Below are 24,547 nucleotides of genomic sequence, written 5' to 3' on the forward strand. Positions count from 1 at the left end.
ACCTGACCTTTCCTTTTTCAATGTTAGAATTACTTCTTCTTAATTACAATCGCATCAACAGATTTCTGTTTTACCAACTCGTTAAAGGCCGGTAAATCATTTTCCATTATGTTTTTCAACTTAGCCAATTCAGCATCAATTTGCTCAGTAAGCTCTACTCTAACCGTCTCGGATTGGGCCGTTGGAGCATAATGTCCGCTGCTCACTACTCCTGTTAAGGCTGCCAATTTATTATTTAGGCGAATTGGATAGTTGAGAGGATCTTGACCAGACTGATTTTTAGTCTGATACAGCGTTTCTTCTATGGTAGTCATTTTCTCCATTAACGCTTTTCCTGCATCAACCACTTCTTTGTACTTTTCTTCACCTTTGATTTTCGACATCAGATCATTCATTTGATCTCTCGCAGAACGGATGTCTTTTATGGCCTGATGAGTTTCAGTAACCTTATCTCTCACCTTAATCAAGAAGTCAAACTGTTGTTGAAGTTCAGCATCTGTTGATCCATAACGAGGATCCTTCAATAATTTGAAAGTTTGCTCCTGAGTATCATCTCCTACAGTAAGTTTTGCAGTGTACTCGCCAGGAGCCGCCATTGGGCCTCTAAGTGATCCTGCCCACATAATGAGGCCGTCAAAACCTTCAGCATTGTCGTACATCATATCCCAATTGAAAGAATTCAGTCCAGCAGTTGGCTTTACAGGGTACGATTTCACCAAATCACCTTTTGGATCGAAGATTTCCATTTTTGCTTTCGTTCCTTTTTCAGGCTCAGCTTGCATATTATAGTAAATTACAGCTCCACCTGGTTTATTCGTGCCATAAAGCAAACTCATATCGTTGCTTCCTCCACCTCTACCAAAACGGAAACCTCCACCAATGCGGTAAGCATCCATTGGTTTAAACATGTAGACAGGTTTATTGGCCACTTCGTCAGATAATTGATGAAGTAAAGTCAAATCGTCAATCATCCAGAAAGCTCTACCTTGAGTGGCTGCAATCAGGTTATCTTCTTTAATAGTCAAGTCCGTGATCGGAACAATAGGAAGATTCATTTGGAAAGGCTTCCAAGTTGCTCCATCATCAAACGAAATGAACATACCTCTTTCCGTTCCTGCATAAAGCAAACCTTGACGTTTTTGATCAGCTCTTACAACCCTGGTAAAGTAATCATTTGGAATACCTGTGGTGATTTTAGTCCAGGTTTTGCCGTAGTCTTTGGTTTTATACAAGTAAGGTTGGTAATCGCCTAATTTATATTGAGTTCCAGCCACATATGCTCCGCCTTTCACAAACGGATCTGCATCAATACTATTGATCATTAAGTACTTAGGCATATCTGGAGAAGTAACATTCTCCCAATTCTTACCACCATCTTTAGTCACATGAATCAATCCATCATCAGAACCTGCCCAAATCACGTCCTTCTCATAAGGTGATTCAGTTACCGCGAAAATGGTAGCATAGTACTCTACTGAAGTATCATCATATGTAATCGGCCCACCAGATTTACCAAGTTTGTCTGGCTCAGCTCTGGTTAAATCAGGGCTTATTACTTCCCAGCTTTGTCCTTCATTATGCGTTACATGCAAATGGTTTGAAGCTGTATATAGCTTATCAGAATCGTGTGGTGAGAAGAAGATTGGGAAATTCCACTGGAATCTATACTTGTAATCTTCTGCGCCATGCCCCATTGGGTTATCAGGCCATGCATTCACATTTCTGCTAATGCCCAAAGCATGATCTTCTCTGATCAGCAAACCGCCATAGCTACCGCCATAAACAATTTCTGGATTGTCAGGGTCTGGTGCTAAATGTGCACTTTCACCACCTGCTGTATTTTCCCAATCACTACCTGTAATGGCGAAACCGAAAGAACGGTGTCTAATTCTTACGGTAGAATTATCCTGCTGAGCACCATAAATTCTGTAAGGGAAGCTGTTATCAGTTACTACGCGGTAGAATTGTGCAGTTGGTTGGTTTTCCATTGAAGACCAAGAACCACCCGCATTATAAGACACTTGAGCACCACCATCATCGGCAATGATTAGGCGTTGATTGTCCTCAGGTGCAATCCAAAGATCATGGTGATCACTATGAGCCGCACTTCTTCTGTCGAAAGATCTACCACCATCGTTTGAAACATGGTAGCCAACATTCATTACATAAACTCGATTCTCATCTTGAGTATCGGCATAGATTCTTGAATAATACCAAGCTCTTTGACGTAAGTCACGGCTTGAATTCATTTTTCTCCATGTTTCACCCGCGTCATCCGAACGGAAAACACCACCATCATTCGCTTCAATAATGGCATAAACGCGATCAGGATTAGCTGGAGAAATAGAAACACCACTTATTCCGATTGGTCCTTTTGGCATTCCCTGATTTTCTATCACATTTTTCCAAGTTTCACCACCATCAGTTGATTTCCAAATGGCAGAACCTTCACCACCAGAAGTCAAGCTGTAAGGAGTTCTTCTTACTCTCCACGTGCTAGCCATTAAGAAGTCAGGATTTTTTGGATCATAACTTACATCAACAGCACCAGCATCTTCATTAGCAAAAAGAACTCTCTTCCAATTCTTTCCGCCATCCGTGGTTTTGTATACTCCTCTAGTCGAAGTGGATTTAAAAAGATCGCCCATTACAGCAACCCAAGCGACATCTGGGTTTGTTGGGTGAATTTTAATTCGGCCTATGTGCATGGCATCTTTCAAGCCAACGTTGGCCCAAGTTTTACCACCATCTGTGGACTTCCACATGCCTTCAAAACCTGAAGAAACGTTACCACGAACTGTCTCTTCTCCTTCTCCAACATAGATTACGTTGTTGTCGGATTCACTTACGGCTACTGCTCCAATAGAACCTCCAAAATAACCATCGGAGATATTGTGCCATGTTTCTCCACCATTCTCGGTTTTCCAAACACCGCCACCGGTTGAGCCAAAATAGAATAAGTTTGGTTTACCTGGCACACCCGTTACCGTAGCCGATCGGCCTCCACGATAAGGCCCAATTGAGCGCCATTCAATTTGATTGTAAATTTTTGCCTGAAGATCTTCTTGAGGCGCCTGCTGTTTTTTGTTTCTCCTCTGAGCATTCGAATCAAATGCTAAAAGGCAAAACGCGATCATCAACAACAGACCAATTCGGTTGTTTTTAATTTTTGATTTGATCATAGTTTTGGTCTTTTGTATAGACACTGGGGTACTAGTGTCAATCTTACTTTCAAAAGATAGAAAACTTAGCAGGAATAAAAGTGATTACAGTTCCATTTTTACACAAATGGACACAAGAGGAGGAAAGAAAATGGTTGAGGCGAAAGAGAACTACTGCATGATTTTATAAATAGCAGTGTTATTATATTCCGAAAGGAAAGTTGCCTTCCGCTTCAGAATTGAAGAAAGTAAATCAGGGCTTTCCGTAGATTCAAAATGCTCTACAAGCTGATCATCACTATTATAAATTTTAATCAAAAGAGGTTTTTGTTCATCATCAATCATTTGAAAAGGTTCAATTTTCAAATCATTCAAGGCTCTATTCAATACCTCTTGTTGATTTAGCATCAGTTCTTCTGGAACATCCTCTACTACTGGCGCGGAATAAGTATCGATGAGTAGTGCCAAAACACCTGTAAGGCCAACAAAGGCCAAAGCCGATACGGATTGTTTAAGAGTTACGATTTTCATGGCCACTTCATTTAAATTTCAAAAAAGCAATCGATTGCCAACACTAAGTGTTTTATACGGTTGCTATTCTAATAAGTTAACCACAAACGAAGCTATTTCAAAATTAAAATCTGAAATCATATTATTTTTTAATATTTAATTTTGAAATATTAAAAAATATCGAAATAAAAAAGGTCAATCCACTGGATTGACCTTATCAACAACCTTACTATTAACTAACTTACTAACTATTTCTTTATTTTGATATTCTGTAGATTGACGTCTTTCCATAAGTAGAAAGGTAATCCGCTTTATTCAACAAAATTTCGTCCTTTTTGTTCTCAATTCTTCCATCAGCAGTCAATGAAATCACATCCACCAGCTGATTGTCGTTATCATAAACTTTAATTAAAGAAGAATCATCCGTTTCGATATTGAAGTCGAGATTATCATTCATAACATCGGCTACGGCTCTATCTAAAATCTCTTTTCTTAACGCGCCATCATCTTCTGATAAATCTTCGTTAGAAGTAACACCGAATGAGCTAGAAGCTGCAAACAATGTGATAAGTGCTGCCAAACCCATTGCCATAATGGTTGACATTCTTTTTTGATTGGTGAGTGCTTTTTTCATGACCTTGTTGCTTTGTAACCTTGTGCTTTTTAGAGATTCTGTTTGCTAATCAGAGGAATTTTAATTTTTGCTTTTCGTTCGTCTTAATTCCTCGTTTTTACTTACTCTCTATTTGACGACAAAGTTCTATAAAAGTTTACTGATAAGGAGAAAAAAAGTATAAAATTTTAATGACCTAAATATTAACCCATCATTACAGAATTTTATTTCGAGTCAATACTAAAAACAAAAAAAGCCCGCTGACAGCGGGCTTTTTCCTGAAATTTAATTTTGTTAAGTCAATGCTTGTTCTAAATCTTCAATTAAATCTTCCACATCTTCAATACCAACACTGAGTCTAATCAATGAATCCAACAAGCCAACTTTCATACGTTCTTCTCTCGGAATTGACCCGTGAGTCATGGTAGCTGGGTGATTGGCAAGCAACTCTACTCCTCCTAAAGATTCCGCCAAAGCAAAGTGCTTAAACTTCTCCATAACCCTAAAAGAAAGCGCTTGATCATCTTCTTTAAACACGAAAGAAATCATGCCTCCAAAACCACTCATTTGATCCTTGGCAATCTTATGATTTGGGTGATCTTCAAAACCAGGCCAATAAACCTTGCCTACCTTCGGATGATTTACCAAGTATTTAGCTACCTTCTCTCCATTCTCGCAATGTCGCTGCATTCTTAAATGAAGTGTTTTTATACCTCTAAGCACGAGGAAAGAATCTTGTGGGCCACAAACAGCACCACATGAGTTTTGAATAAACGCCAATTCAGCATGAAGCTTATCGTCATTTACAACCAAAGCACCCATTACAACGTCAGAGTGGCCGGCCAAATATTTGGTTACAGAATGCATTACAATATCAGCACCTAAATCGAGAGGGTTCTGCAAATAAGGCGTAGCAAAAGTGTTATCTACAGCCAAGAGCAAACCGTGTTTCTTGGCAATTCTAGAAGCGCCTAGTACATCGATTATATTCATCATTGGATTGGTTGGGGTTTCAATCCAAATCAATTTGGTATTTTCATTGATATGAGTTTCAATATCATCAATATTTTCCATTGAAATGAAATTGAACTTGATGCCATACTTCGCAAACACTTTAGTGAAAATCCTGTAAGTTCCACCATAAAGATCATCACCAGTAATCACTTCATCACCAGGTTTTAGCAGCTTAATTACAGCATCGATAGCAGCCAAACCCGACCCAAAACAAAGTCCGTGCTTCCCATTCTCTAAAGCCGCAATACTATCTTGCAAAGCAAAACGGGTTGGGTTTTGGGTTCTGGAATATTCAAAGCCTTTATGATCTCCAGGAGATCTTTGAACATAGGTTGAGGTTTGATAAATAGGTGTCATAATAGCTCCTGTTGAAGGATCGGGTTTTACCCCTGCATGCACCGCTTTGGTTCCAAATTTCATTTTTGAATTATTTTCCATTTTCCATTCCTTTTTGAGTAAAGAACTTTTCCATTTGACTGTTCATTTCTTCTTTACTTTGATTATAGTTGGGGGTTAGCGAAAGTTTTCCGGGAAACTGCTCCACCATAAGTGTCTGCGTTGGGAAGGCGAACCTCACGCCCAGCTCTTCGGCCAACCTGTTGATGTTCAACATAATTTCTTGACGACATCGCAATTCTTCCGTCCAATTCGGTACTTTAAAGAAGATATAGAGCATTACATCTAAAGAAGAAGCTCCGTAATCATTCAAGAAAATATTATAGTAATCTTTTCGTGTATCAGGGTGAGCCAAAACAATCTTTTCTACGCCCTTTACAAATACCTCTATAAGATCTGCAGGAGTATCGTAAGTAATGGACAGTTTGGTAAAAAATCTTCTGTAGGTTCTCTTTCCATGATTATCTACCATTTGATTTGAAATCACACTATTTGGCACATACATCAGTGAATCCCTAAAAGTACGAATCCGCGTAGAGCGAAACCCAACTTCTTCAACGGTTCCATCCACATCATCAGATGTAATCCAATCTCCGATTTGAAATGGCCTATCGATGAAGATCATTACAGAACCGAAAAAGTTCTTCAGTGTGTCTTGAGCAGCCAACGCAACGGCCAAACCTCCTATTGAAAGCCCTGTAATTATGGGTAGTATATCGAATTTTAAACCTCTTAAAATCGCCATAATTCCCACCAGAATCACGAAAGTCTTCAAGATTTTACGAACTAGGGGAACAAGCTGATCGTCTAAAGTATTTTCCGAACGTTCCGCCATTTTCTTCATGTAAGCGCCCAGAATATCTACCATTTTATAAAAGAAAATAGTGGCAAAAAGAGGTAGAACTGCATTCACTCCTAAAATCAAATACTTGCTAATGGAAATAGGCAACTGAAGCGTTGGGATTAGCAAACTCACCAAGCCAAAAACCAGCAGTAAACTAGACGGTTTGGCTACAGGCAAAATAAGATTATGAGCCAAATCAACCTTTCCGTACTTATGAACCAACCTGAAAATCAAACCTCTTAAAAAGAGTGTTAGTAACAAATGAAGTGTAAAGGCAATGGCGATAATGATGAGCATTCCGACAAGTTGCCACAGGTGTAAACCCATGTACTTTTTTGAACCGAGCTTCGGCAGCAAGTTGAGCAGTTTATCCGTTCCAAAGGGATAAACTGTTTTGTGGAGTTCATCTATCCTTTGAACGGTTTTCTCAGAATAAAGCCATTTATCACCGTATTTCTGAACATAGATATCAGGAAATTCCTCGAAAAGAACGTAACGATTTTTATAGAGAGCGCTATCGTAATAATTCGGACTGCGCGGCACCTCATCGAGGTAAACGTAATTGGCTGAACCATCAAAAATCTGAAGCAACTCAATTGCTAAATCTTCAAGTTCTTCTTCCGTGAGATTTCCTGAATGAAGAGACTTGGCCGCCTGAGCAGGATCGTAACTGTCTTCCTGAAGGTATTTTAAGTGATTATAAATCACTTCATACGGAGAATTGAACTCACTAGGTAAAGGATCGTCTTGAGCCGAGGCTGAAAAGACAACTAATACAAGTAAAAAACTGGTAATAAGGTACTTCATTGGGGTACAACTATTTAGCAAAAGTAAAGATGGCCGATTGATTATCGAAGTTAGCAAAGAGTTCGTATTCTTTTTTACTCTGATAATAAACCAAAGCCACTGAATTTGAAGTAAAAGCAGATCGGTTTACTTTTTCGTTTCCTTTTTCATCGAGAATTACAAGATCTCCAGAAGTCAAACTTTGAACAACGAACAATTCACTATCATTTCTGAAATTATAATATTCAAAATTCCATGTACCTGAAGAGGAAAGCTGTTTTTCAAAGCGCTTCTTACCTGTTTCGTCAAAAAATGTAAAGCGGTCACCATCTTGTCTCACCAACATTAGTCCTGTAGAAAGCTTATCCTTTGCAGCATAAAACTTACTTGTAGTCGAAGGTTTCAATATCTGATTCCTTCCCTTCACCTTACCATTAAAATCGACACTGATGGCTTCTCCGTCTTCACTCAAAAGCTTAACAAAAGAATCTTCAAAAGAAGGCCCTTGACGGATGAAGAAATCCCCGGTTAGCCGCTTATTATAATTGTATGGAAAACCGGGATACTCTTCTCCTCTACGATTTGTAAGATGAATCACTCCGTTCGACTGAACCATGATAAAGCAATCACGACCTCGAATTCTTACATGCTCTGGAGCGGCCATCAAACCAGAACCCAGAACCTTTGGATTCCAGCCTTCTAATGCTTCGCCTCCCTTATCGAACAAATAAACATTGCCTCTTCTATCGGCCGCAGCATATCTGTAATTCTTACTCTTGTCGTAATCCACGACTGTGTAAGACACCATTGGTAATTCAGCACCTAAATCCACTGGAAAATTCTCTACGTCATCTCCGTTTCTATCAATTACATAAAGCTTAGATTCGGTAAACAGAACGAATTGAAGTTTACGATTATCATAAAAATCGATCTGCTCTATAGGGCCGGTGATTTTAGAATCCAATTGCTTTTTCCAAAGAATATTACCTGACTTATCTAACAAGTAAACTTGTGAGTTTTCATCTTGAAAAATCACTTCCTGATCTCCGTTATTGTGATTTTTTACCACAAAGGGCTTGGTTACGATTTTTGCATCAGCGTAACCATTGCTTTTCAATTCTAGTGCATCAACAGCCTCAACTTTTGGGCGATTCGGTTTTATTCTTCCGCCAGCAGATTCATTAAACGTTAAGGACGCGCTAACAATTACCTTGTCTGAACTGGCATTTACCTGATAGTTGAAGTTATCTAAGGCAGAAAAAAAACTTTCATGATTCTTAAAGAATTCTTTCCATTTGGGATTGAAAGAATTGACCAAGGGATCTAAAAAGTATTCAAAGTTATTGAGTTGAGTAATGTTTGCTTCGCGAATGAGATTATCCAAGTATCTTCTTTTCTCCGGAACTCTACCCCAAGTATTCTCAGCGTCATAATCGCTGAGCACTGCTTTTAGTCCATCAATCCTATCGCTCATTAACAATACGTTATTATATATAGCATAATAAGGCTTATTCAGATCCTTAAATTTCTCGCCATACGCTTCGGAAAAGAAAGAAGCTCTATTGATAAATCTGATCTCTTGACCCAAATAAGTTTCTACAAAAAGAGTATCTCCTGCATTTCTGCTCTTGGTTGAAAGGTTCTCCAATTGACCTAAAACTTCCAAAGGATTTTCTACTTCATTCAAGAGCACAGTAGTTTGAGCATCACCTCCCAAATCCATTTGAATTTGACATAACTCAAAATTCTGAGCCTTTAAAAATTCGGCAATGTTAAATTCCGGAATCTGTGCTTTGGCATCGTCTAAACCGAACCATCGGATGGAAGTTGCTGAAGAAGGAATAAAATTCTCCACCCTAATTTCAGCATTTGCAGGAACCGATTCTGAAGCCACCACCCCCACACCATTAAACACAATGCCCTTATCGTTTGGTGAAAGTTTAAAGCTTACGAGGCCACTCATAGATTTTGCATAAACTCCGGCTGGCTTGCTCTTAAACACCGTTTCTATTCGGTTCAATCGAGATGTATTCAAGCTGAAACCAATTCCTTCAACCACTTGTACATCCTCCCCTTCTTTGAAAAGCCTAAACTCACTGCCACCTTCAGTGCGAATCACATCTTCGAGCAAAACCGAATTTGTAGAAACAACAAGAAAATCTCCTACTGTAATAAATCCCCATTTCATTCCGGGTTCATCGGCTTCATAAATCAATTGTTCGCTAAAAACCCTTGATTTAAAGAGCATTTCTTCTTTGCCCATCCACATAGATGCTAGTTTTTTTATGTTGGTAGGCAACCATTCAAAGCCTTCTGACTTTACAAAAACCAAGGGTTCGACCCCACTATTTGAGGTTATATGAAGCGAAACATATACAGGATTTTCATTGACTTTTGAGTGCAACACATCTTTAGAAATCAAAGAATCCAACTTCGAATTAGCATTTACTAGTGCGTTGATAAAAGGGAGCGTTTTAGCTTCGTCCCACCATTCGTATACCGAATAATCATCAATGGTTTTCTTCAAGTTATCAACTGTCACCAAGGCTAAACTGTTAGCTGGAATCCACTTGGCAATGTGGCTCCCTTCTGATTTAGGTTTAAGAACAAAAAACCAATAACCTCCTGCGGAAAGAAACAAAAGGATAATTGCGACTATAAGAATTCGGGTTTTCAATAAAATCTGTTTTTGAGGTTAAAATCAGGCGAAAATACGCAATTCGTTTGGCACTAAAGAATGAGAGCCATCTTTATACCTAAACCCACTAACGACAGATATGTCTAAGGATTTTATTAAAAGGTTAAAGTCATTTTGCAACCAGAGAATTCCAAAACGTGTCGATACTGTTGAAAAGAAATTTCAACCTTTCAACAAAAACACAACATTAAAATTTGTAGATTTTTTTTCACTCAACTAAATTTGTAAGTAACTATCTAAAACCTGCTACCTTTTTATGAAGACATACTTTGTTCTCTATCTATTTTTTTTCTTCAACCCATTCTCAACAGATTTTAATAAAGATTCTGACAGTGCTCTGATTTCAGAAGTGGAATTCAAGGATGGCGTATATTATTTTCATGAAAAGATTTTCAATGGAGACATTGTTGACTATTATGAAAATGAGAAGCTGAAATTTCGATATGGCGTTCTAGATGGCAGACTGAATGGAGTAGCGCAGGAATTTTATGTTTCTGGCGAAGTAAAAAGTGAAAGAACATACTACATGAACAAGCTCTATGGTTCTTTTACAGAATTCTTCATTAATGGCGATGTAAAGGCCAAATTTGATGTAAAACTCAATGCTTATGAGCAAGGTGAGCTTATTGAAAACATCACCATTGGAGAGCAAAAAAAGGGAAGGTATAAATCAAAAGGCTACGAAGCTGGCATTATCTACTTTATAAACCCAAAAGGTGAAGTTATTGAAACCAGCGAAAACATTTCAATTCTAAATCAAACGAAATTCAGAATTTTTGATTCCGAAGGCAAAAAACTTCTAATCGAGGTTTTATAGTCACAAAACGCCCCGCAGAAGGTATATTTAGTTTTCCCACTTGTTCAATTACCTGATTTTCCAACACTTGCTATAATTCATTTTATATTCTTAATCTTGAATTCATAATTAAACCTTACCTTTGCGGCTTCAATTTTAAGCGGCTATGCAAAGCATAAGAAATATCGCGATTATCGCACACGTAGACCACGGCAAAACTACCTTGGTTGACAAAATCATCCACGCCTCTAAAATCTTTAGAGAAAATCAGGAATCAGGCGAATTGATTCTGGATAACAACGACTTGGAGCGTGAAAGAGGAATTACCATTCTTTCTAAAAACGTTTCGGTAGTTTACCAAGGCATTAAAATCAATATCATTGACACTCCTGGTCACGCAGACTTTGGTGGCGAAGTTGAGCGCGTGCTCAAAATGGCCGATGGTGTACTTTTGTTGGTAGATGCCTTCGAAGGTGCAATGCCACAAACTCGATTCGTATTGAGCAAAGCCTTGGGGCTTGGCCTAACTCCTATCGTTGTAGTAAACAAAGTGGATAAAGAAAACTGTCGTCCTGACGAAGTTCACGAACAAGTTTTCGACCTTATGTTCAACTTAGACGCAACTGAAGAACAATTGGACTTCCAAACCATTTATGGTTCTTCTAAACAAGGATGGATGAGTGAAGACTGGACAAAACCAACCGATAACATCTTCCCTCTTCTTGATAAAATTATTGAAGTAATCCCTGAAGCTCCATCTCCAGAAGGAACCCCTCAGTTTCAAGTAACTTCTCTCGATTATTCTCCTTTCGTGGGTAGAATTGCAATTGGCCGTGTTTACCAAGGCAAATTGGAAGAAGGTAAATCAATGGGCTTGACAAAAGCTGACGGTTCTATGAAAAGAGTTAGAATCAAAGAGCTTCAAGTTTTTGAAGGGCTTGGCAGAGCTAAAGTAACCGAAGTTAAGGCTGGCGATCTTTGTGCTATTGTGGGCTTAGAAGATTTCGAAATTGGTGATACGCTTACCGATTTTGAAAACCCAGCACCAATGGAGCGTATTTCTATTGACGAGCCAACTATGAACATGCTTTTCACTATCAATAACTCACCTGGGTTTGGTAGCGAAGGTAAATTTGTGACTTCTCGCCACTTAAGAGATAGACTTTTCAAAGAAACTGAAAAGAACCTTGCGCTTAAAGTTCAAACCACCGATTCTGAAGACCGTTTCTTGGTTTTCGGTAGAGGAATTCTTCACCTTTCTGTTTTGATTGAAACCATGAGAAGAGAAGGTTATGAATTGATGGTTGGACAGCCTCAGGTTATTTATAAAGAAATTGATGGCGTCAAATGTGAGCCTATCGAATCTTTGGTAGTAGATGTGCCAGAAACTGTTGCCGGAAAGGTAATTGAATTGGCTACACAAAGAAAAGGTGAGCTGAAAATCATGGAGCCAAAAGGCGATCAGCAACATTTGGAGTTTGAAATTCCTTCTCGTGGTTTGATCGGTTTAAGAAACAACATTCTTACCGCTACTGCTGGTGAAGCTGTAATGAACCACAGATTCCAAGAGTATCAACCAATGAAAGGTGAAATCAAAGGCCGTCAAAACGGTTCATTGATTTCTATGGAAAATGGTCCTGGAACTGCTTATTCTATCGACAAGCTTCAAGACAGAGGCGTATTCTTTGTTGCTCCTGGAGAAGACCTTTACACCGGACAGGTAATTGGTGAGCACAGCCGTGAAAACGACTTGGTAGTGAACATCCAAAAGGGTAAAAAACTTACCAACATGCGTGCAGCTGGTTCTGATGACAACTCTAAAATTGCTCCTCCAAAAAGATTCTCTTTGGAAGAAGCCATGGAATACATCCAAAAAGATGAGTATTTGGAAATCACTCCTCAGAACATTAGAATGAGAAAAATCTACTTAGACGAGAATACTCGTTTAAGAATGAGCAAAAAAGACTAACAATTATTAACAATATACACCTGAAAGCTCTCTCCGTTTGGAGAGAGCTTTTTTTATGCAAAAGCCAAAACAAGGAATTACTTCTGCCATTTTCAGGTTAAAACCTTAACTTCAAACTCATCTATTTTAAAAATGGCCAAGTTCTTCGATTCGATTTCCCCTCAGCAACAAGAGTTTATAGAAGCTCAGAAAATCTTTTTCACTGGTACAGCAGCGCCCGATGGCCGGGTAAATGTTTCACCTAAAGGTTTAGATTCATTCAGAGTATTGGGGCCAAACAAAGTAGCATGGCTGAATTTAACCGGGAGCGGAAACGAAACGGCCGCTCATTTAAAAGAGCTCAACAGAATCACCATTATGTTTTGTGCTTTTGAAGGCAAGCCTATGATCATGCGACTTTTTGGTTCAGCAAAAACTATCCATCGCCAAGATGCTCAATGGGACACTTACTATGAGCTCTTCACTCCAGATCATGGGGCAAGAAACATTTTTGTGGTCGATGTGCAGACTGTTCAAACCTCATGCGGTTTTGCCGTTCCTTTCATGGACTACAAAGAAGATCGCGAAATTCTAACCGATTGGGCAAAAGTTAAAGGTGAAGACGGTGTTAAGACTTATTGGGAAGAAAAGAACGTAAAGAGTATTGATGGTAAACCTACTGGCATTTTTGATGGTATGGAGTCCATTGCTGAATGACTTTTAACTATCCAAAAGCAACCAGCTTTTCATTTTAACATCTTTTAAAACTCACAAAGGTTTCAAAACCACATACTTTTCGTTCTAGTAAAAGTGAGAAACAAAATCCATTGATTTTCTGTTGCTTGACGAGATTATGTGTATTTCCTTTGTCCGCTGATTACGGAAGTTATGAATGAACTAGAGAAGATTGAGAGAGCGATTGAGCCGTTGAAAGTTCAACTCCAGAAACACCCCCTTTACGACCACCTTTCATCGTTAGATGATATTAAGATTTTCATGGAACAGCATGTATATGCCGTTTGGGATTTTATGTCTTTACTAAAGGCCCTTCAGCAAAACCTTACATGCACCTCATACCCATGGATTCCCGCAACCAACCCATCCATTGCCAGATTTATTAATGAAATTGTTTTGGGTGAAGAAAGTGACGAAAACGAGTTAGGAGAAGCCAAAAGTCATTTTGAAATGTATATAGATGCGATGGAACAAGTAGGAGCCAAAACCCTACCTATCCATCAGTTTATCAATCAAATAGCCAATGGAATTTCTGTAAAGAATGCCCTTGGTAAAGTAAAAATAGATCACGCCACACGCGATTTTGTGAATTTCACTTTTTCAGTAATCGAAACTGGAAAACCTCATTTAATTGCTTCAGCATTTACCTTTGGGCGCGAAGATTTAATTCCTGACATGTTTATCGAAATCATTAATCGAGCGGAAAAGGAATCTCAAAAATCTTACAGCAAGCTTACTTATTACCTAAAGCGACATATTGAATTAGATGGTGATGAACATGGCCCTCTTTCATTGAGAATGATCGCTGAACTTTGTGGAGACGATCCGCAAAAATGGCAAGAAGCAATGAACGTAGCCGAACTAGCCTTAGAACAGAGAATTCAGCTTTGGGACGGCATCAATGAAAGCATACTGAGCACCAAGGAATTAAGCGAAGTATAGTCGAAAAAAAATCCCGAAGTAAGTATTAAAAATTTCAATCGCAGATCGACATTTGTCAAAAAATCTCGATCTGTATTTATGAAACATCTGCTTACAATTGGCTTGTTGGTGCTTTCCAACTCATTTATGACATTAGCATGGTATGGCCATTTAAAGTTTTCCGAATGGAAATGGTTTAGCAAGCTTGGTCTTGTTTCAATTATTCTAATCAGTTGGGGAATTGCTCTTTTTGAATATTGCTTCCAGGTACCTGCCAATAAAATTGGTTTTAAAGGAAATGGTGGCCCATATTCTTTAGTAGAACTGAAAGTGCTTCAAGAAGCCATAACACTTATCATATTCACTATTTTTACGCTCATAGCATTTAAGGAAGAAACCATTCGCACGAATCATATTATTGGATTCTGCTTTCTAATATTAGCCGTTTATTTCATCTTCAAGAAATAGCAAAAAAAGGGGAAGCTTTTCAGAAAGCCTCCCCTTTTTATCTCCACCCAAAGTTTATTTCTTTTCTACCAATTTATAAAGTCCTTTACCTTCAATACCTACATATAAATAGCCATCAGGGCCCATTTCAACATTTCTTACTCGGCCAATCCCTTCAGCAACCTTTTCTTGCTTTACAATTTGATTATCCTTGATAATACACCTTTCCAAATAATTGAACTTCAACGAGCCTACAATTAAATCTCCATCCCAACCTTTGTATTTGGAGTTTCTCACAAAGGCCATCCCGCATGGGGCAATCGAAGGCACCCAATAAGTTACCGGCTGTTCCATTCCTTCCATTTCAGTTTTGTCAGAAATAGCCCCACCACCATAGTTTTCACCATAGGTAATCACGGGCCAGCCATAGTTATTTCCGTAGCGGATAATATTCACCTCATCACCACCTTGTGGACCATGTTCGTGTTCCCAAATTTCACCGGTATTTGGGTTATGCGCTAAACCTTGTGGGTTGCGGTGACCATATGAGTAAATAGCCTCCTTAGCATTTTCTACGCCCACAAAAGGATTGTCAGAAGGGATTGAACCGTCATCGTATAAACGATAAATTTTACCACCATCGCGGGTTATATCTTGTGGATTTTCATCGCGGTTTCCTCTATCACCAATAGAGAAAAACACATGCTTTTGAGAATCGAAGGCGATTCTACTTCCAAAGTGCTGACTGGCTGTGGTGTTAGGAGAACCCTTATAAAGAACTTCGTGATTTTCGAAACCTGTACCATTCCATTGGGCTCTAGAAAGTGCAGTCATAGCACCTTCTCCCTCTCCTTCATCACTAGAAAAAGTAAAATACACCCAATGATTTGTAGTGAATTCAGGATGCAATTCAATATCTAAAAGTCCTCCTTGGCCTTGAAGTTTAAACTTCGGCCCGCCTTGAACATCTCCGTCTATAATGCTGTTTCCTTCAATAAGAAGAATCTTGCCCTCCTTTTCCGTAAGTAAAATTTTTCCATCAGGCAAAAAAGCCATACCCCAAGGGTTTTGTAATCCATCAATTACCAACTCAGGAACCAAGGCTGAAGATTCAAGAGTTCTCAGTTTGCTTGGGTTCTTCGGTAGAAGTTTGACCATCGCAGGCATAAATGACAAAAAAGAAAAGGAAAAGAAGGTTTTTAAGAGATCGCATACTTTTAGTTTTGAACAGATAACAGGAATTATCACCAATTTTGTTTTCGAAGTTAAGGCACGCTCTAGTGTTCTCACTCATTTCACTATGAATTTATTTGACCTTCCTTCTAACCCAGCTAAAAATCTGCTTCCTCAGGATGGAATCGTAAACTATTATGGCCAAGTCATGAGCATAGATCAAAGCCTTAATTTCTTTAAGGTTCTGATGAATAACATTGAATGGAAAAACGATGAAGCGGTAATGTACGGCAAACACATCATTACAAAACGAAAAGTAGCTTGGTACGGAAGTCAGCCTTTTTCTTATTCATATTCCAAAATTGTGAGAAATGCACTTCCATGGACAAGGGCTTTGATGGATTTAAAAGAACTCACGGAAGAAAAAACCGGAGAAACCTTCAACTCTTGTTTGTTGAATCTTTACCATTCAGGGGAAGAAGGCATGAGCTGGCATACGGATGACGAAAAAGAGCTGAAACCAAACGGTGTAATTGCATCATTAAGCTTTGGAGCAGAAAGAAAATTCGCCTTCAAACATAAAACCACCAAAGAGAAAGTAGAAGTCCATTTAGAATCTGGAAGTTTACTACTTATGAAAGGCAGCACTCAAAGCCATTGGCTCCACAGCCTACCAAAAACAAAAAAAGTAACCGAACCAAGAATCAATCTGACTTTTAGAACCATCGTACATTAAATACAGAAGCACATTAGACTGCTAACGATTTCCATAAATTTCAACACAATATTTCGAGTACTATTAATTTTCAAGAATAAAAGCCATTTTGCGGATTGCAATAATATTTACAACCTTAAACTTTTATGAAAAAAGTTATTTTTCTCTCCGCCACGGCAATGGCTCTTGCCGCTTGTAATCCTGTAACCATAACCGAAAGCACTAAAGTTGAAGCGCAAAGCGATTGGACGCTCTCAGGCTTTAAAAAAGTTGATGAGGCCAATCCCATCATGCAGCCTTCTTCAGAATTGAGCTTCACCTCTCCTATTTCCAACAACCTTGTGCATTGGGAAGAAAGAAATGTACTGAACCCCACAGCCATTGTTAAAGACGATAAAGTCTACATGATTTATCGTGCTCAAGACAACAATATGACTTCCCGCCTTGGTTTGGCCATTAGCGATGACGGCATTCACTTTGAAAAACAAGATGCGCCAATTTTCTACCCAGCGGACGACAACATGAAAGATTATGAGTGGCCCGGAGGCGTTGAAGATCCTAGAATTGTTGAAAGCGAAGACGGAACCTACATTCTTACTTACACTTCGTACGATGGTAAAACTGCACGTTTGTGTTTAGCCACTTCAAAAGATCTTAAAACATGGACTAAATACGGCCCGGTTTTAGGCGAAGGCAAATACAAGGATTTCTGGTCTAAATCTGGAGCCATTGTAGCGAAGCAGTCTGGCAGCAGAATGGTAGCTACTAAAATCAATGGAAAGTATTGGATGTATTTTGGAGATACTGATCTTTTCATGGCAACATCAACCGATTTAGTCCATTGGCAGGCTGTTGAAAATGAAGAAAATCAAAAGCTAATCTCCGTGCTTCATCCTCGCAGTGGATATTTCGACAGTAGATTGGTGGAGCCAGGCCCTTATGCACTTTTAAGAGAAGAAGGCATTGTTTTGATTTACAATGCCAGTAACGCAGCTAATTTGAACGATCCTGAATTACCAAAATTCACTTATGCGGCTGGTCAAGCCCTTTTTGACAAGTCAAATCCCAACAAACTTATTGACAGAACCCAAGAATACTTTATTCATCCGGACAAAGATTATGAGCGTGTGGGCGAAGTAAACGAAGTCTGTTTTGTTGAAGGTTTGGTATACTTCAAAAATCAATGGTTTTTATATTATGGCACTGCCGATTCGCGCATTGCAGTGGCCATTAAAAGCGAATAATCAACCTAGTGACTCTCAAACTTTAAGAACGGTAAACCTTCGTTGTCAAGAAATGTCTATTTTGGTTCTATCAACCTTAATCTTCATGCCATGAGAGTCACTTTTTTATGCCTTGCCTGCCTTTTGAGCTTTTCTTTAAGCGCTCAAAAAAAGTTCAATCCTAAGCAAATCGAAAAGCTTAAAACCGAAGTAGCTCAAATTGTTGAAGATCGCCACGATCAAACACAAATCATGATCGACAAGGTTTTCAGCTTTGCCGAATTGGGTTTTCAAGAATTCGAATCCTCAAAATATCTGACTGGTATTTTAAAAGAAAACGGCTTTCAAATCGTAGAAGGAGTTTCAGGAATTCCTACAGCTTGGTTTGCAAAATGGAGCCAAGGAGATGGCCCAGTTATCGCCTTGGGTAGCGATGTGGATTGTATCCCAAAAGCTTCTCAGTACCCGGGAGTAGCCTATCATAAACCTATTGTTGAAGGAGCGCCTGGTCACGGTGAAGGCCACAATTCCGGCATTCCATTGAATATCACTGCTGCCCTTGCGGTAAAGCAAATCATGGAAAGAGAAAATATTCAAGGCACTTTGATAGTTTGGCCTGGCATAGCCGAAGAATTGGTGGCGGCTAAAGCGTGGTATACCCGAGATGGCCTTTTCGATGATGTTGACATTTCTATTTTCACCCATGTAAGCAGTAATCTTTCTGTTTCATGGGGGCAAGCAGCTGGAACAGGACTTATTTCCGTAGAATATTCTTTCGATGGAGAAGCCGCACATGCTGCCGGAGCACCTTGGAGAGGAAAAAGCGCTTTGGATGCAGTAGAATTGATGAATGTAGGCTGGAATTACAAGAGAGAACACCTCGATCCACTCAAAAGATCACATTCTGTTATTACCGATGGTGGAGATCAGCCCAATGTAGTTCCTTCCAAAGCATCAATCTGGTACTATTTCCGCGATGTTTCTTACGAAGGAATTATGGATATGTACGAGTCAGCAAACAACATTGCGAAAGGTGCAGCATTGATGACAGACACTCAAATGAGTTCAAGGATTTTGGGGACGGCATGGCCAAGACATTTCAACAAAGTGATTGCAGAAACCATGTTTCACAACATTCGCCAAGTTGGCTTACCCGAATGGAGTACAGAAGACCAAACCTTAGCCAAAGCAGTTCAATCTGAACTTGGCAACGATAACCCGCGCGGCTTGAGTACTCGCTTGTCCGACATTGGGCTTCCTGTAGAGCGTCCAGTCAGTGGCGGTTCCGATGATATTGGTGATGTTTCTTGGAAAGTGCCAACAGTTACTTTGCGTTTTCCATCCAATATCCCAGGCCTACCTGGGCACCATTGGAGCAACGCCATCGCTATGGCCACTCCTATTGCCCACAAAGGAGCCACTGCGGGGGCAAAAGCTGAAGCCATGACCATTCTCGATTTTCTTTTAAAACCTGAATTGGTAGAACAAGCTTGGGATTACTTCAATAATGAGCAAATCAAAGAAACCCAATACAAACCGATGATCTCGGCTGATGATGCCCCACCAATTTATTTGAATAAGAAGATCATGGATGAATTTAGACCTCAGCTTGAGAAGTTTTACTTTGACGAAACCAAGTTCAAAACTTACTTAGAACAGCTTGGGGTTACCTATCCTACCGTGAAAAGGGGGCAATAATTAATCAGGAGTATAGAATTCAATGAGTGCAACGATCATTTTCCTTATCTCAATCCCTATTTTAATTCTTATTGACATTCCCATTTGGAAAGCATTTTTCAGGCATTTCTTCGAGAGCAAAGAAGACTTCAATTACTGCTTGAAATACCTTTTTAGATGGGATTTAATCTCTTTGCTTCGAGGCGATTATTGGGAAGATTTCAAAAGTGAAATGCGGATCAAACTCTTCTTTTTTATTTGCATGGCACTCTTTGCTCTCGAGCTTATGATGGTAGGCCAATTGATAAAAACATTGCAGTAACCACCTTTACATAAGCCTAAAGATTGAGGAAATATTACACATCACCCTTTCTTAATTTGTGATGATTTTCCACTAAAAAACCATCCTACCGCCATTTATTGGCTTTAAAGCCATTCATTAAGAATGGCAAATCATTTGAACCTGAGACTGAAACTTTGTGCAAGTTTTATCAATCCGGTACGCTCGAAAGTTTAACTCAAGAAGTCATTTTTTCCAAACGGGTTTGATTTGATGCACTGAGCAATAGGAAAGAGACAATCTCTTTCTGACAGAAACATCAGCTTGAATCAAATGATACATCAACATAGACACTATCCAAATCAGGGCATCCTTTCGACCATTGGCGACACGCCCCTGATTTGCTTACACGATATTTTTCCGAAGAGTAATGTAAATATCTACGGAAAACTAGAAGCCTTCAATCCAGGCGGAAGTATAAAAGACAGAACTGCGCATCACATTCTTATGGATGCGATTAGCAACGGAAGGCTTAAAAAAGGAGATACGATAATTGAATCTAGTTCGGGCAATATGGCCATTGGCTTGGCTCAATCTTGCTTACGATATGGCTTTAAACTGATCGTTGTGGTAGACCCGATGATCAACAGCCAAACCATAAAGATTTTAGAAGCTTACAAAGCTCAAGTTGAAATGGTTTATCAAAAAGAAAATGGAAGCTTTTTGAATGCTCGTTTATCACGTGTTCAGCAATTACTTCAAGAAACGGAGAATTCCTTTTGGCCAAACCAATATGCGAATCAGGCAAACCCGATGGCTCACAAACAGACCATGCAAGAAATTGTCTCAGAACTGGAAGGCAAAGTCGATTATGTATTCGCGGCCACCAGCACCTGCGGAACCATTATGGGATGCGCCAATTATTTGAAATCGCGTGGGCTGCAAACTAAAATGGTTGCGGTAGATGCTATGGGAAGTGTCATTTTCAACGATCAACCTTCGGAAAGATTGATTCCCGGACACGGTGCAGGTCGAGCTTCTCAGTTGTTAAAGCCCGAAATGATCGATCATGTGGTTCACATCAGTGATAAAGAATGTGTAATTGGCTGTAACCATTTGCTCGACAAAGAAGCCATTTTGGCTGGAGGCTCATCGGGCGCGGTTGTAATGGCCTTTTACAAACTTCTCCCTACAATTCCGGAAGGCTCCAATTGCGTGCTTATTCTCTGCGATAGAGGCGAAAGATATTTGAATACGGTTTATTCAAAACACTGGGTTCGAGAACACTTCGGAGAAATTGATTTGAACTTGGATGAAGAAACAAACGAAAATTTAACTCCGATTTTAAATGAGAAAGTAGCATGAGTTCTTGTGCGGTAGCCATAATCGGTGGTGGGCCAAAAGGGATGTATGGGCTCGAACGGCTAGTGGCCGAATTCAATACCCTGCAAACTTCAAAAACTTTGGAAATCCATATATACAACCGTGGCCCACACTTCGGGTCCGGTGATGTATATCGCCCCGATCAGCCCGATTTTCTGAAAATGAACATCAGCACTTCTCAGATTGATATGTGGTGGAAGGAACTGCCAGAATCTGTGGTTCCTAATCATTTGAATTTCGAAGAATGGCTTACCGAAAAAAACTTAACCACTGACGACTTCCCCCCAAGGGCTTTGGTTGGCGAATATCTGGAATGGGGATTCGAACAAATCGAAAAGAATCTACCAGCGAATATTCAACTGAAAAAAATCAAAGGTGAGGTAATCGATATTCATTCATCGGAAGAAGGCTATTCACTTCTTTTAGATGGAAAAACAGAAAACACGCAAACTTACAAGCATGTGCTTCTGGCCACAGGTCATCCGAGAGAAACGGATGTACATCGGTTTTATACTAAAGAAGAAACGAAAACCTCTGCCTCATCCTTCATCCCTTTCATTTATCCTGTAGAAACAAAATTGAAAAAGATTGAAGCAGGTAGTACTGTGGCGCTGCAAGGAATGGGATTGACTTTTGTGGATGCCGTCTTGGCCTTAACTGAAGGCAGAGATGGAGAATTTAAAACAGAAAACGAAAGGTTAGTTTATAAACCATCGGGGAAAGAACCTTCTAAAATCTATCCTTTTTCCAGAAGCGGAATGCCGATGATCCCCCGAACTGTCGATGTACAGGATTCAAAACCTCAATTGCAGTTTTTTACTTCGGAAGCCACAAAAAACCTTGAGGGTGATCAGTTTGGAAAGCTAGACTTTAAAACTCAGGTATGGCCGCTCATTCAACAAGATATGACTTTGGCTTATTATAAAGTGCTTTTCAAGAATAAAGGTTTTGAGGTCAATTCAGAAGAGTTAAAAACATTCGAAGAACTACAAAAGGCCGTTAAAAAATTTCATCAAAAACACCCTGAAAGTCCAGTTTTGAATATCAAAGAACTCATCAGCCCTTTGATTCACCGAAAGATCAATTCTTCAGAAGAAACTCATGAATTTATTACAGAATACCTAAACAATTTGAATGAACAACTTATTGCGAAGGCAGGAGAAAATCCATTAGTAGCATTAAGTAAAGTTTGGGCATGTGCCTGCGATTTGTTCGGAGTGATTTACAAGTTCGGGGGGCTTACACCAGAGTCTCAAAAAGAATTCGACTCCGACTTTGCCAGTACACTTTGCCGAATCACTTATGGACCTCCGGTTAAAAGTATGCAAAAAATAGTGGCGTTGGCCCAAGCTGGAATTTTGGATTTCGGTTGTGGCCCTGCGGAAAGCGTTCGCTATAAATCAGAAATTGAAAAGTACGTGATTACACCTAAATACCATAAGACAAGCATCGAAACGGATTTTCTGGTGGATGCCCGAATACCAAAATTTTCTCTTCAGAATAACGGGCACTCTCTATATAACAATCTGTTGAAAAAAAAATTGATAAGACCCTATACGAATCACTCGCCTTACTCAGCCACCACCTACAGCCCTGGAGGACTCGACCTTACCTCAAAAGGTTTTGTCAAAAACTCCCTTACCAACACTTCGGCTACACTAGCAGCAACCGGTACGCCTACCGAAGGCATTACTTACGACAACGATGCGCTCACCCCCTACAGAAATAATCTGGTGAGTAGCTGGGCTTCTCAAATTAAAAACATCATTTAAATGACATCTTCTCATAATAAATCAAACATGATTGAAAACCCACCATTAACTCCAATTCTAAGTGATTGGATCAAAGATTTTTTGGGTCAGAAGAAAACGCTTAACGCGCTCTTTGAGCAATATGGATCACCTATTAACATTATCAATACCGATCCTTTTTTAGAAAATTACAGAGCTTATAAAAATGTATTGGATCGTCACGAAATTGACCACACCATCTTATATGCCAGAAAAGCAAACAAGTGCATTTCGTTTGTAAAAGCGGCACATCAAGAAGGTTTTGGAGTAGATACAGCCAGTTACAATGAGCTCGAACAATGTTTGAAAGAAGGCATTCAACCATCGAAATTGGTGGTTACAGCGGCTGTTAAACCCAAAAAATTGATTGAGTTGGCTGTAAAACACGATGTACTCATTGTGCTGGATAATCTTGATGAAATCAAAGCCGTGACAACTATTGCCAAAGAACTAGATAGAGTTGTAAATATTGGCATTAGGGTCAGCGGATTTCAGGTAGATTCCGAAAAACTCTACAGCCGTTTTGGGTTTGATATTGATAGTATCGTGCGCATTGTGCAAACCTATATTCAGCCCAACAACCTCCTTAACTTCCAAGGCTTTCATTTCCACCTGAATGGTTATTGCATGGAACAACGCAGCGTTGCCATTCTGAGCTTAGTACAATGCGCGGACACGCTAAAATCGATGGGCGTTGATACCCACTTTATCGACATGGGCGGTGGTTTGCTAATGAACTACCTGGAAAGCGAGGAAGAATGGAAAACCTTTGAGAAAGAGCTAAAAAAAGCCGTTAAAAAACAAAGGCCTGCCATTACATTTCAGAACAATGGGCTGGGATATCAACTAGAAAGCGGCCGATTGATTGGGAAATTAGAGACTTATCCTTACTTCAATAAAACCCCAAAAGAGAAGTTTTTAGAAAGGGTTCTAACCTACAAACCATTGAAAGATTCAGTGGCTCAGCGTTTGAAAGAACGAGGCATTCAACTCAGGCTGGAACCAGGCAGATCACTTCTAGACCAGTGTGGAATTACACTAGCCAAAGTCGTTTTCAGAAAGTATGATAGCCAAAACAATCTTTTGATTGGGTTGGAAATGAACCGCACTCAAATGATGAGCAGCAGTGCCGATTTTCTTCTTGATCCGATTGTAATTCCTCAAAAAGAAAAGAAAACCAACCAACAATCGGTTTGTGTCTACTTTGTGGGTGCTTATTGCTTGGAACAAGACTTGATTTTGAAAAGATCGATTCGTCTTTCCTTCATTCCTGAAGTGGGCGACATGGTTTGTTTTCCAAATACTGCAGGTTATATGATGCATTTCTACGAAACGGAAGCTCATCAATTTCCGCTTTCAGAAAACTTGAGAATAACGAATTGTGGCCATAAAAACCAAAGTATTACACCTGACGGATTGGAGTAGATTCGTTCAGAA

General features: G+C 39.5%; 18 protein-coding genes. 11 read left to right on the plus strand and 7 right to left on the minus strand.

Features of this window, described 5'->3' with window-relative positions; translation table 11 throughout:
* Positions 1–29: 29 nt before the first annotated feature.
* The 6 genes from ACXACJ_RS10490 to ACXACJ_RS10515 all read right to left on the minus strand — a co-directional run bounded on the left by ACXACJ_RS10490 (position 30) and on the right by ACXACJ_RS10515 (position 10,001).
* Entirely contained in the window at positions 30–3,182 is a 3,153-nt protein-coding gene (locus tag ACXACJ_RS10490; RefSeq protein WP_475134319.1) for a VPS10 domain-containing protein, read from the minus strand.
* A gap of 150 nt (positions 3,183–3,332) precedes the next feature.
* Positions 3,333–3,692, minus strand: coding sequence for a hypothetical protein (locus ACXACJ_RS10495; RefSeq protein WP_475134320.1), 360 nt, complete (start codon positions 3,690–3,692; stop codon positions 3,333–3,335).
* A 235-nt stretch (positions 3,693–3,927) separates the two neighbouring features.
* Entirely contained in the window at positions 3,928–4,305 is a 378-nt protein-coding gene (locus tag ACXACJ_RS10500) for a hypothetical protein (protein ID WP_475134321.1), read from the minus strand.
* 273 nt (positions 4,306–4,578) lie between these two features.
* Positions 4,579–5,718, minus strand: a complete 1,140-nt coding sequence (locus tag ACXACJ_RS10505) for a cystathionine gamma-synthase (protein ID WP_475135082.1) — start codon at positions 5,716–5,718, stop codon at positions 4,579–4,581.
* Positions 5,719–5,725: 7 nt separating this feature from the next.
* Positions 5,726–7,345 (minus strand): mechanosensitive ion channel family protein, encoded by a 1,620-nt coding sequence (locus tag ACXACJ_RS10510; protein WP_475134322.1) that lies wholly within the window; start codon positions 7,343–7,345, stop codon positions 5,726–5,728.
* 10 nt (positions 7,346–7,355) lie between these two features.
* A complete protein-coding gene (locus ACXACJ_RS10515) occupies positions 7,356–10,001 on the minus strand; it encodes a hypothetical protein (protein WP_475134323.1) in 2,646 nt (881 codons plus the stop codon).
* A 277-nt stretch (positions 10,002–10,278) separates the two neighbouring features.
* Here ACXACJ_RS10515 and ACXACJ_RS10520 point away from each other — a divergent pair, with 277 nt between their 5' ends.
* The 5 genes from ACXACJ_RS10520 to ACXACJ_RS10540 all read left to right on the plus strand — a co-directional run bounded on the left by ACXACJ_RS10520 (position 10,279) and on the right by ACXACJ_RS10540 (position 14,890).
* Complete coding sequence (locus tag ACXACJ_RS10520; protein WP_475134324.1) at positions 10,279–10,839, plus strand: toxin-antitoxin system YwqK family antitoxin; 561 nt, start codon at positions 10,279–10,281, stop codon at positions 10,837–10,839.
* A 145-nt stretch (positions 10,840–10,984) separates the two neighbouring features.
* Positions 10,985–12,787: a translational GTPase TypA gene (typA, locus tag ACXACJ_RS10525; protein WP_475134325.1), complete on the plus strand. Its 1,803-nt coding sequence runs from the start codon at positions 10,985–10,987 to the stop codon at positions 12,785–12,787.
* A gap of 132 nt (positions 12,788–12,919) precedes the next feature.
* A complete protein-coding gene (locus ACXACJ_RS10530) occupies positions 12,920–13,483 on the plus strand; it encodes a pyridoxamine 5'-phosphate oxidase family protein (protein ID WP_475134326.1) in 564 nt (187 codons plus the stop codon).
* Positions 13,484–13,654: 171 nt separating this feature from the next.
* Positions 13,655–14,443 carry a DUF3050 domain-containing protein gene (locus ACXACJ_RS10535; RefSeq protein WP_475134327.1) on the plus strand — a complete coding sequence of 263 codons (789 nt, stop codon included), beginning with the start codon at positions 13,655–13,657 and terminating at the stop codon, positions 14,441–14,443.
* Between the two features lie 78 nt (positions 14,444–14,521).
* Entirely contained in the window at positions 14,522–14,890 is a 369-nt protein-coding gene (locus tag ACXACJ_RS10540; RefSeq protein WP_475134328.1) for a DMT family protein, read from the plus strand.
* 54 nt (positions 14,891–14,944) lie between these two features.
* On the opposite strand, the gene ACXACJ_RS10545 is transcribed toward ACXACJ_RS10540, so the two are convergent.
* Positions 14,945–16,027 carry a PQQ-dependent sugar dehydrogenase gene (locus tag ACXACJ_RS10545; RefSeq protein WP_475134329.1) on the minus strand — a complete coding sequence of 361 codons (1,083 nt, stop codon included), beginning with the start codon at positions 16,025–16,027 and terminating at the stop codon, positions 14,945–14,947.
* 142 nt (positions 16,028–16,169) lie between these two features.
* Here ACXACJ_RS10545 and ACXACJ_RS10550 point away from each other — a divergent pair, with 142 nt between their 5' ends.
* From ACXACJ_RS10550 to ACXACJ_RS10575, 6 genes are all read left to right on the plus strand, one after another.
* Positions 16,170–16,778: an alpha-ketoglutarate-dependent dioxygenase AlkB family protein gene (locus ACXACJ_RS10550; protein WP_475134330.1), complete on the plus strand. Its 609-nt coding sequence runs from the start codon at positions 16,170–16,172 to the stop codon at positions 16,776–16,778.
* Between the two features lie 125 nt (positions 16,779–16,903).
* Positions 16,904–18,001: a glycoside hydrolase family 130 protein gene (locus tag ACXACJ_RS10555; protein WP_475134331.1), complete on the plus strand. Its 1,098-nt coding sequence runs from the start codon at positions 16,904–16,906 to the stop codon at positions 17,999–18,001.
* A 90-nt stretch (positions 18,002–18,091) separates the two neighbouring features.
* Positions 18,092–19,678: an amidohydrolase gene (locus tag ACXACJ_RS10560; protein ID WP_475134332.1), complete on the plus strand. Its 1,587-nt coding sequence runs from the start codon at positions 18,092–18,094 to the stop codon at positions 19,676–19,678.
* Between the two features lie 592 nt (positions 19,679–20,270).
* Entirely contained in the window at positions 20,271–21,302 is a 1,032-nt protein-coding gene (sbnA, locus tag ACXACJ_RS10565) for a 2,3-diaminopropionate biosynthesis protein SbnA (RefSeq protein ID WP_475134333.1), read from the plus strand.
* Positions 21,299–23,092 carry an FAD/NAD(P)-binding protein gene (locus ACXACJ_RS10570; protein ID WP_475134334.1) on the plus strand — a complete coding sequence of 598 codons (1,794 nt, stop codon included), beginning with the start codon at positions 21,299–21,301 and terminating at the stop codon, positions 23,090–23,092. The genes sbnA and ACXACJ_RS10570 overlap by 4 nt, the downstream gene beginning before the upstream one ends.
* The gene (locus ACXACJ_RS10575; RefSeq protein WP_475134335.1) at positions 23,093–24,535 is read left to right on the plus strand and encodes a Y4yA family PLP-dependent enzyme; all 1,443 of its coding nucleotides are present in this window, start codon (positions 23,093–23,095) and stop codon (positions 24,533–24,535) included.
* Positions 24,536–24,547: the final 12 nt, after the last annotated feature.

This window comes from Roseivirga sp. AWQ4_251 (assembly GCF_056158225.1).

Excerpts from the sequence above, each read along its gene's own strand:
- ACXACJ_RS10495 (WP_475134320.1), bottom strand. The coding sequence starts at position 3,692 with ATGAAAATCGTAACTCTTAAACAATCCGTATCGGCTTTGGCCTTTGTT.
- ACXACJ_RS10575 (WP_475134335.1), top strand. The coding sequence starts at position 23,093 with ATGACATCTTCTCATAATAAATCAAACATGATTGAAAACCCACCATTA.
- typA (WP_475134325.1), top strand. The coding sequence starts at position 10,985 with ATGCAAAGCATAAGAAATATCGCGATTATCGCACACGTAGACCACGGC.
- ACXACJ_RS10510 (WP_475134322.1), bottom strand. The coding sequence starts at position 7,345 with ATGAAGTACCTTATTACCAGTTTTTTACTTGTATTAGTTGTCTTTTCA.
- ACXACJ_RS10505 (WP_475135082.1), bottom strand. The coding sequence starts at position 5,718 with ATGAAATTTGGAACCAAAGCGGTGCATGCAGGGGTAAAACCCGATCCT.
- ACXACJ_RS10545 (WP_475134329.1), bottom strand. The coding sequence starts at position 16,027 with ATGGTCAAACTTCTACCGAAGAACCCAAGCAAACTGAGAACTCTTGAA.
- ACXACJ_RS10550 (WP_475134330.1), top strand. The coding sequence starts at position 16,170 with ATGAATTTATTTGACCTTCCTTCTAACCCAGCTAAAAATCTGCTTCCT.
- ACXACJ_RS10535 (WP_475134327.1), top strand. The coding sequence starts at position 13,655 with ATGAATGAACTAGAGAAGATTGAGAGAGCGATTGAGCCGTTGAAAGTT.
- ACXACJ_RS10540 (WP_475134328.1), top strand. The coding sequence starts at position 14,522 with ATGAAACATCTGCTTACAATTGGCTTGTTGGTGCTTTCCAACTCATTT.
- ACXACJ_RS10570 (WP_475134334.1), top strand. The coding sequence starts at position 21,299 with ATGAGTTCTTGTGCGGTAGCCATAATCGGTGGTGGGCCAAAAGGGATG.
- ACXACJ_RS10520 (WP_475134324.1), top strand. The coding sequence starts at position 10,279 with ATGAAGACATACTTTGTTCTCTATCTATTTTTTTTCTTCAACCCATTC.
- ACXACJ_RS10530 (WP_475134326.1), top strand. The coding sequence starts at position 12,920 with ATGGCCAAGTTCTTCGATTCGATTTCCCCTCAGCAACAAGAGTTTATA.
- sbnA (WP_475134333.1), top strand. The coding sequence starts at position 20,271 with ATGATACATCAACATAGACACTATCCAAATCAGGGCATCCTTTCGACC.
- ACXACJ_RS10490 (WP_475134319.1), bottom strand. The coding sequence starts at position 3,182 with ATGATCAAATCAAAAATTAAAAACAACCGAATTGGTCTGTTGTTGATG.
- ACXACJ_RS10500 (WP_475134321.1), bottom strand. The coding sequence starts at position 4,305 with ATGAAAAAAGCACTCACCAATCAAAAAAGAATGTCAACCATTATGGCA.
- ACXACJ_RS10560 (WP_475134332.1), top strand. The coding sequence starts at position 18,092 with ATGAGAGTCACTTTTTTATGCCTTGCCTGCCTTTTGAGCTTTTCTTTA.
- ACXACJ_RS10555 (WP_475134331.1), top strand. The coding sequence starts at position 16,904 with ATGAAAAAAGTTATTTTTCTCTCCGCCACGGCAATGGCTCTTGCCGCT.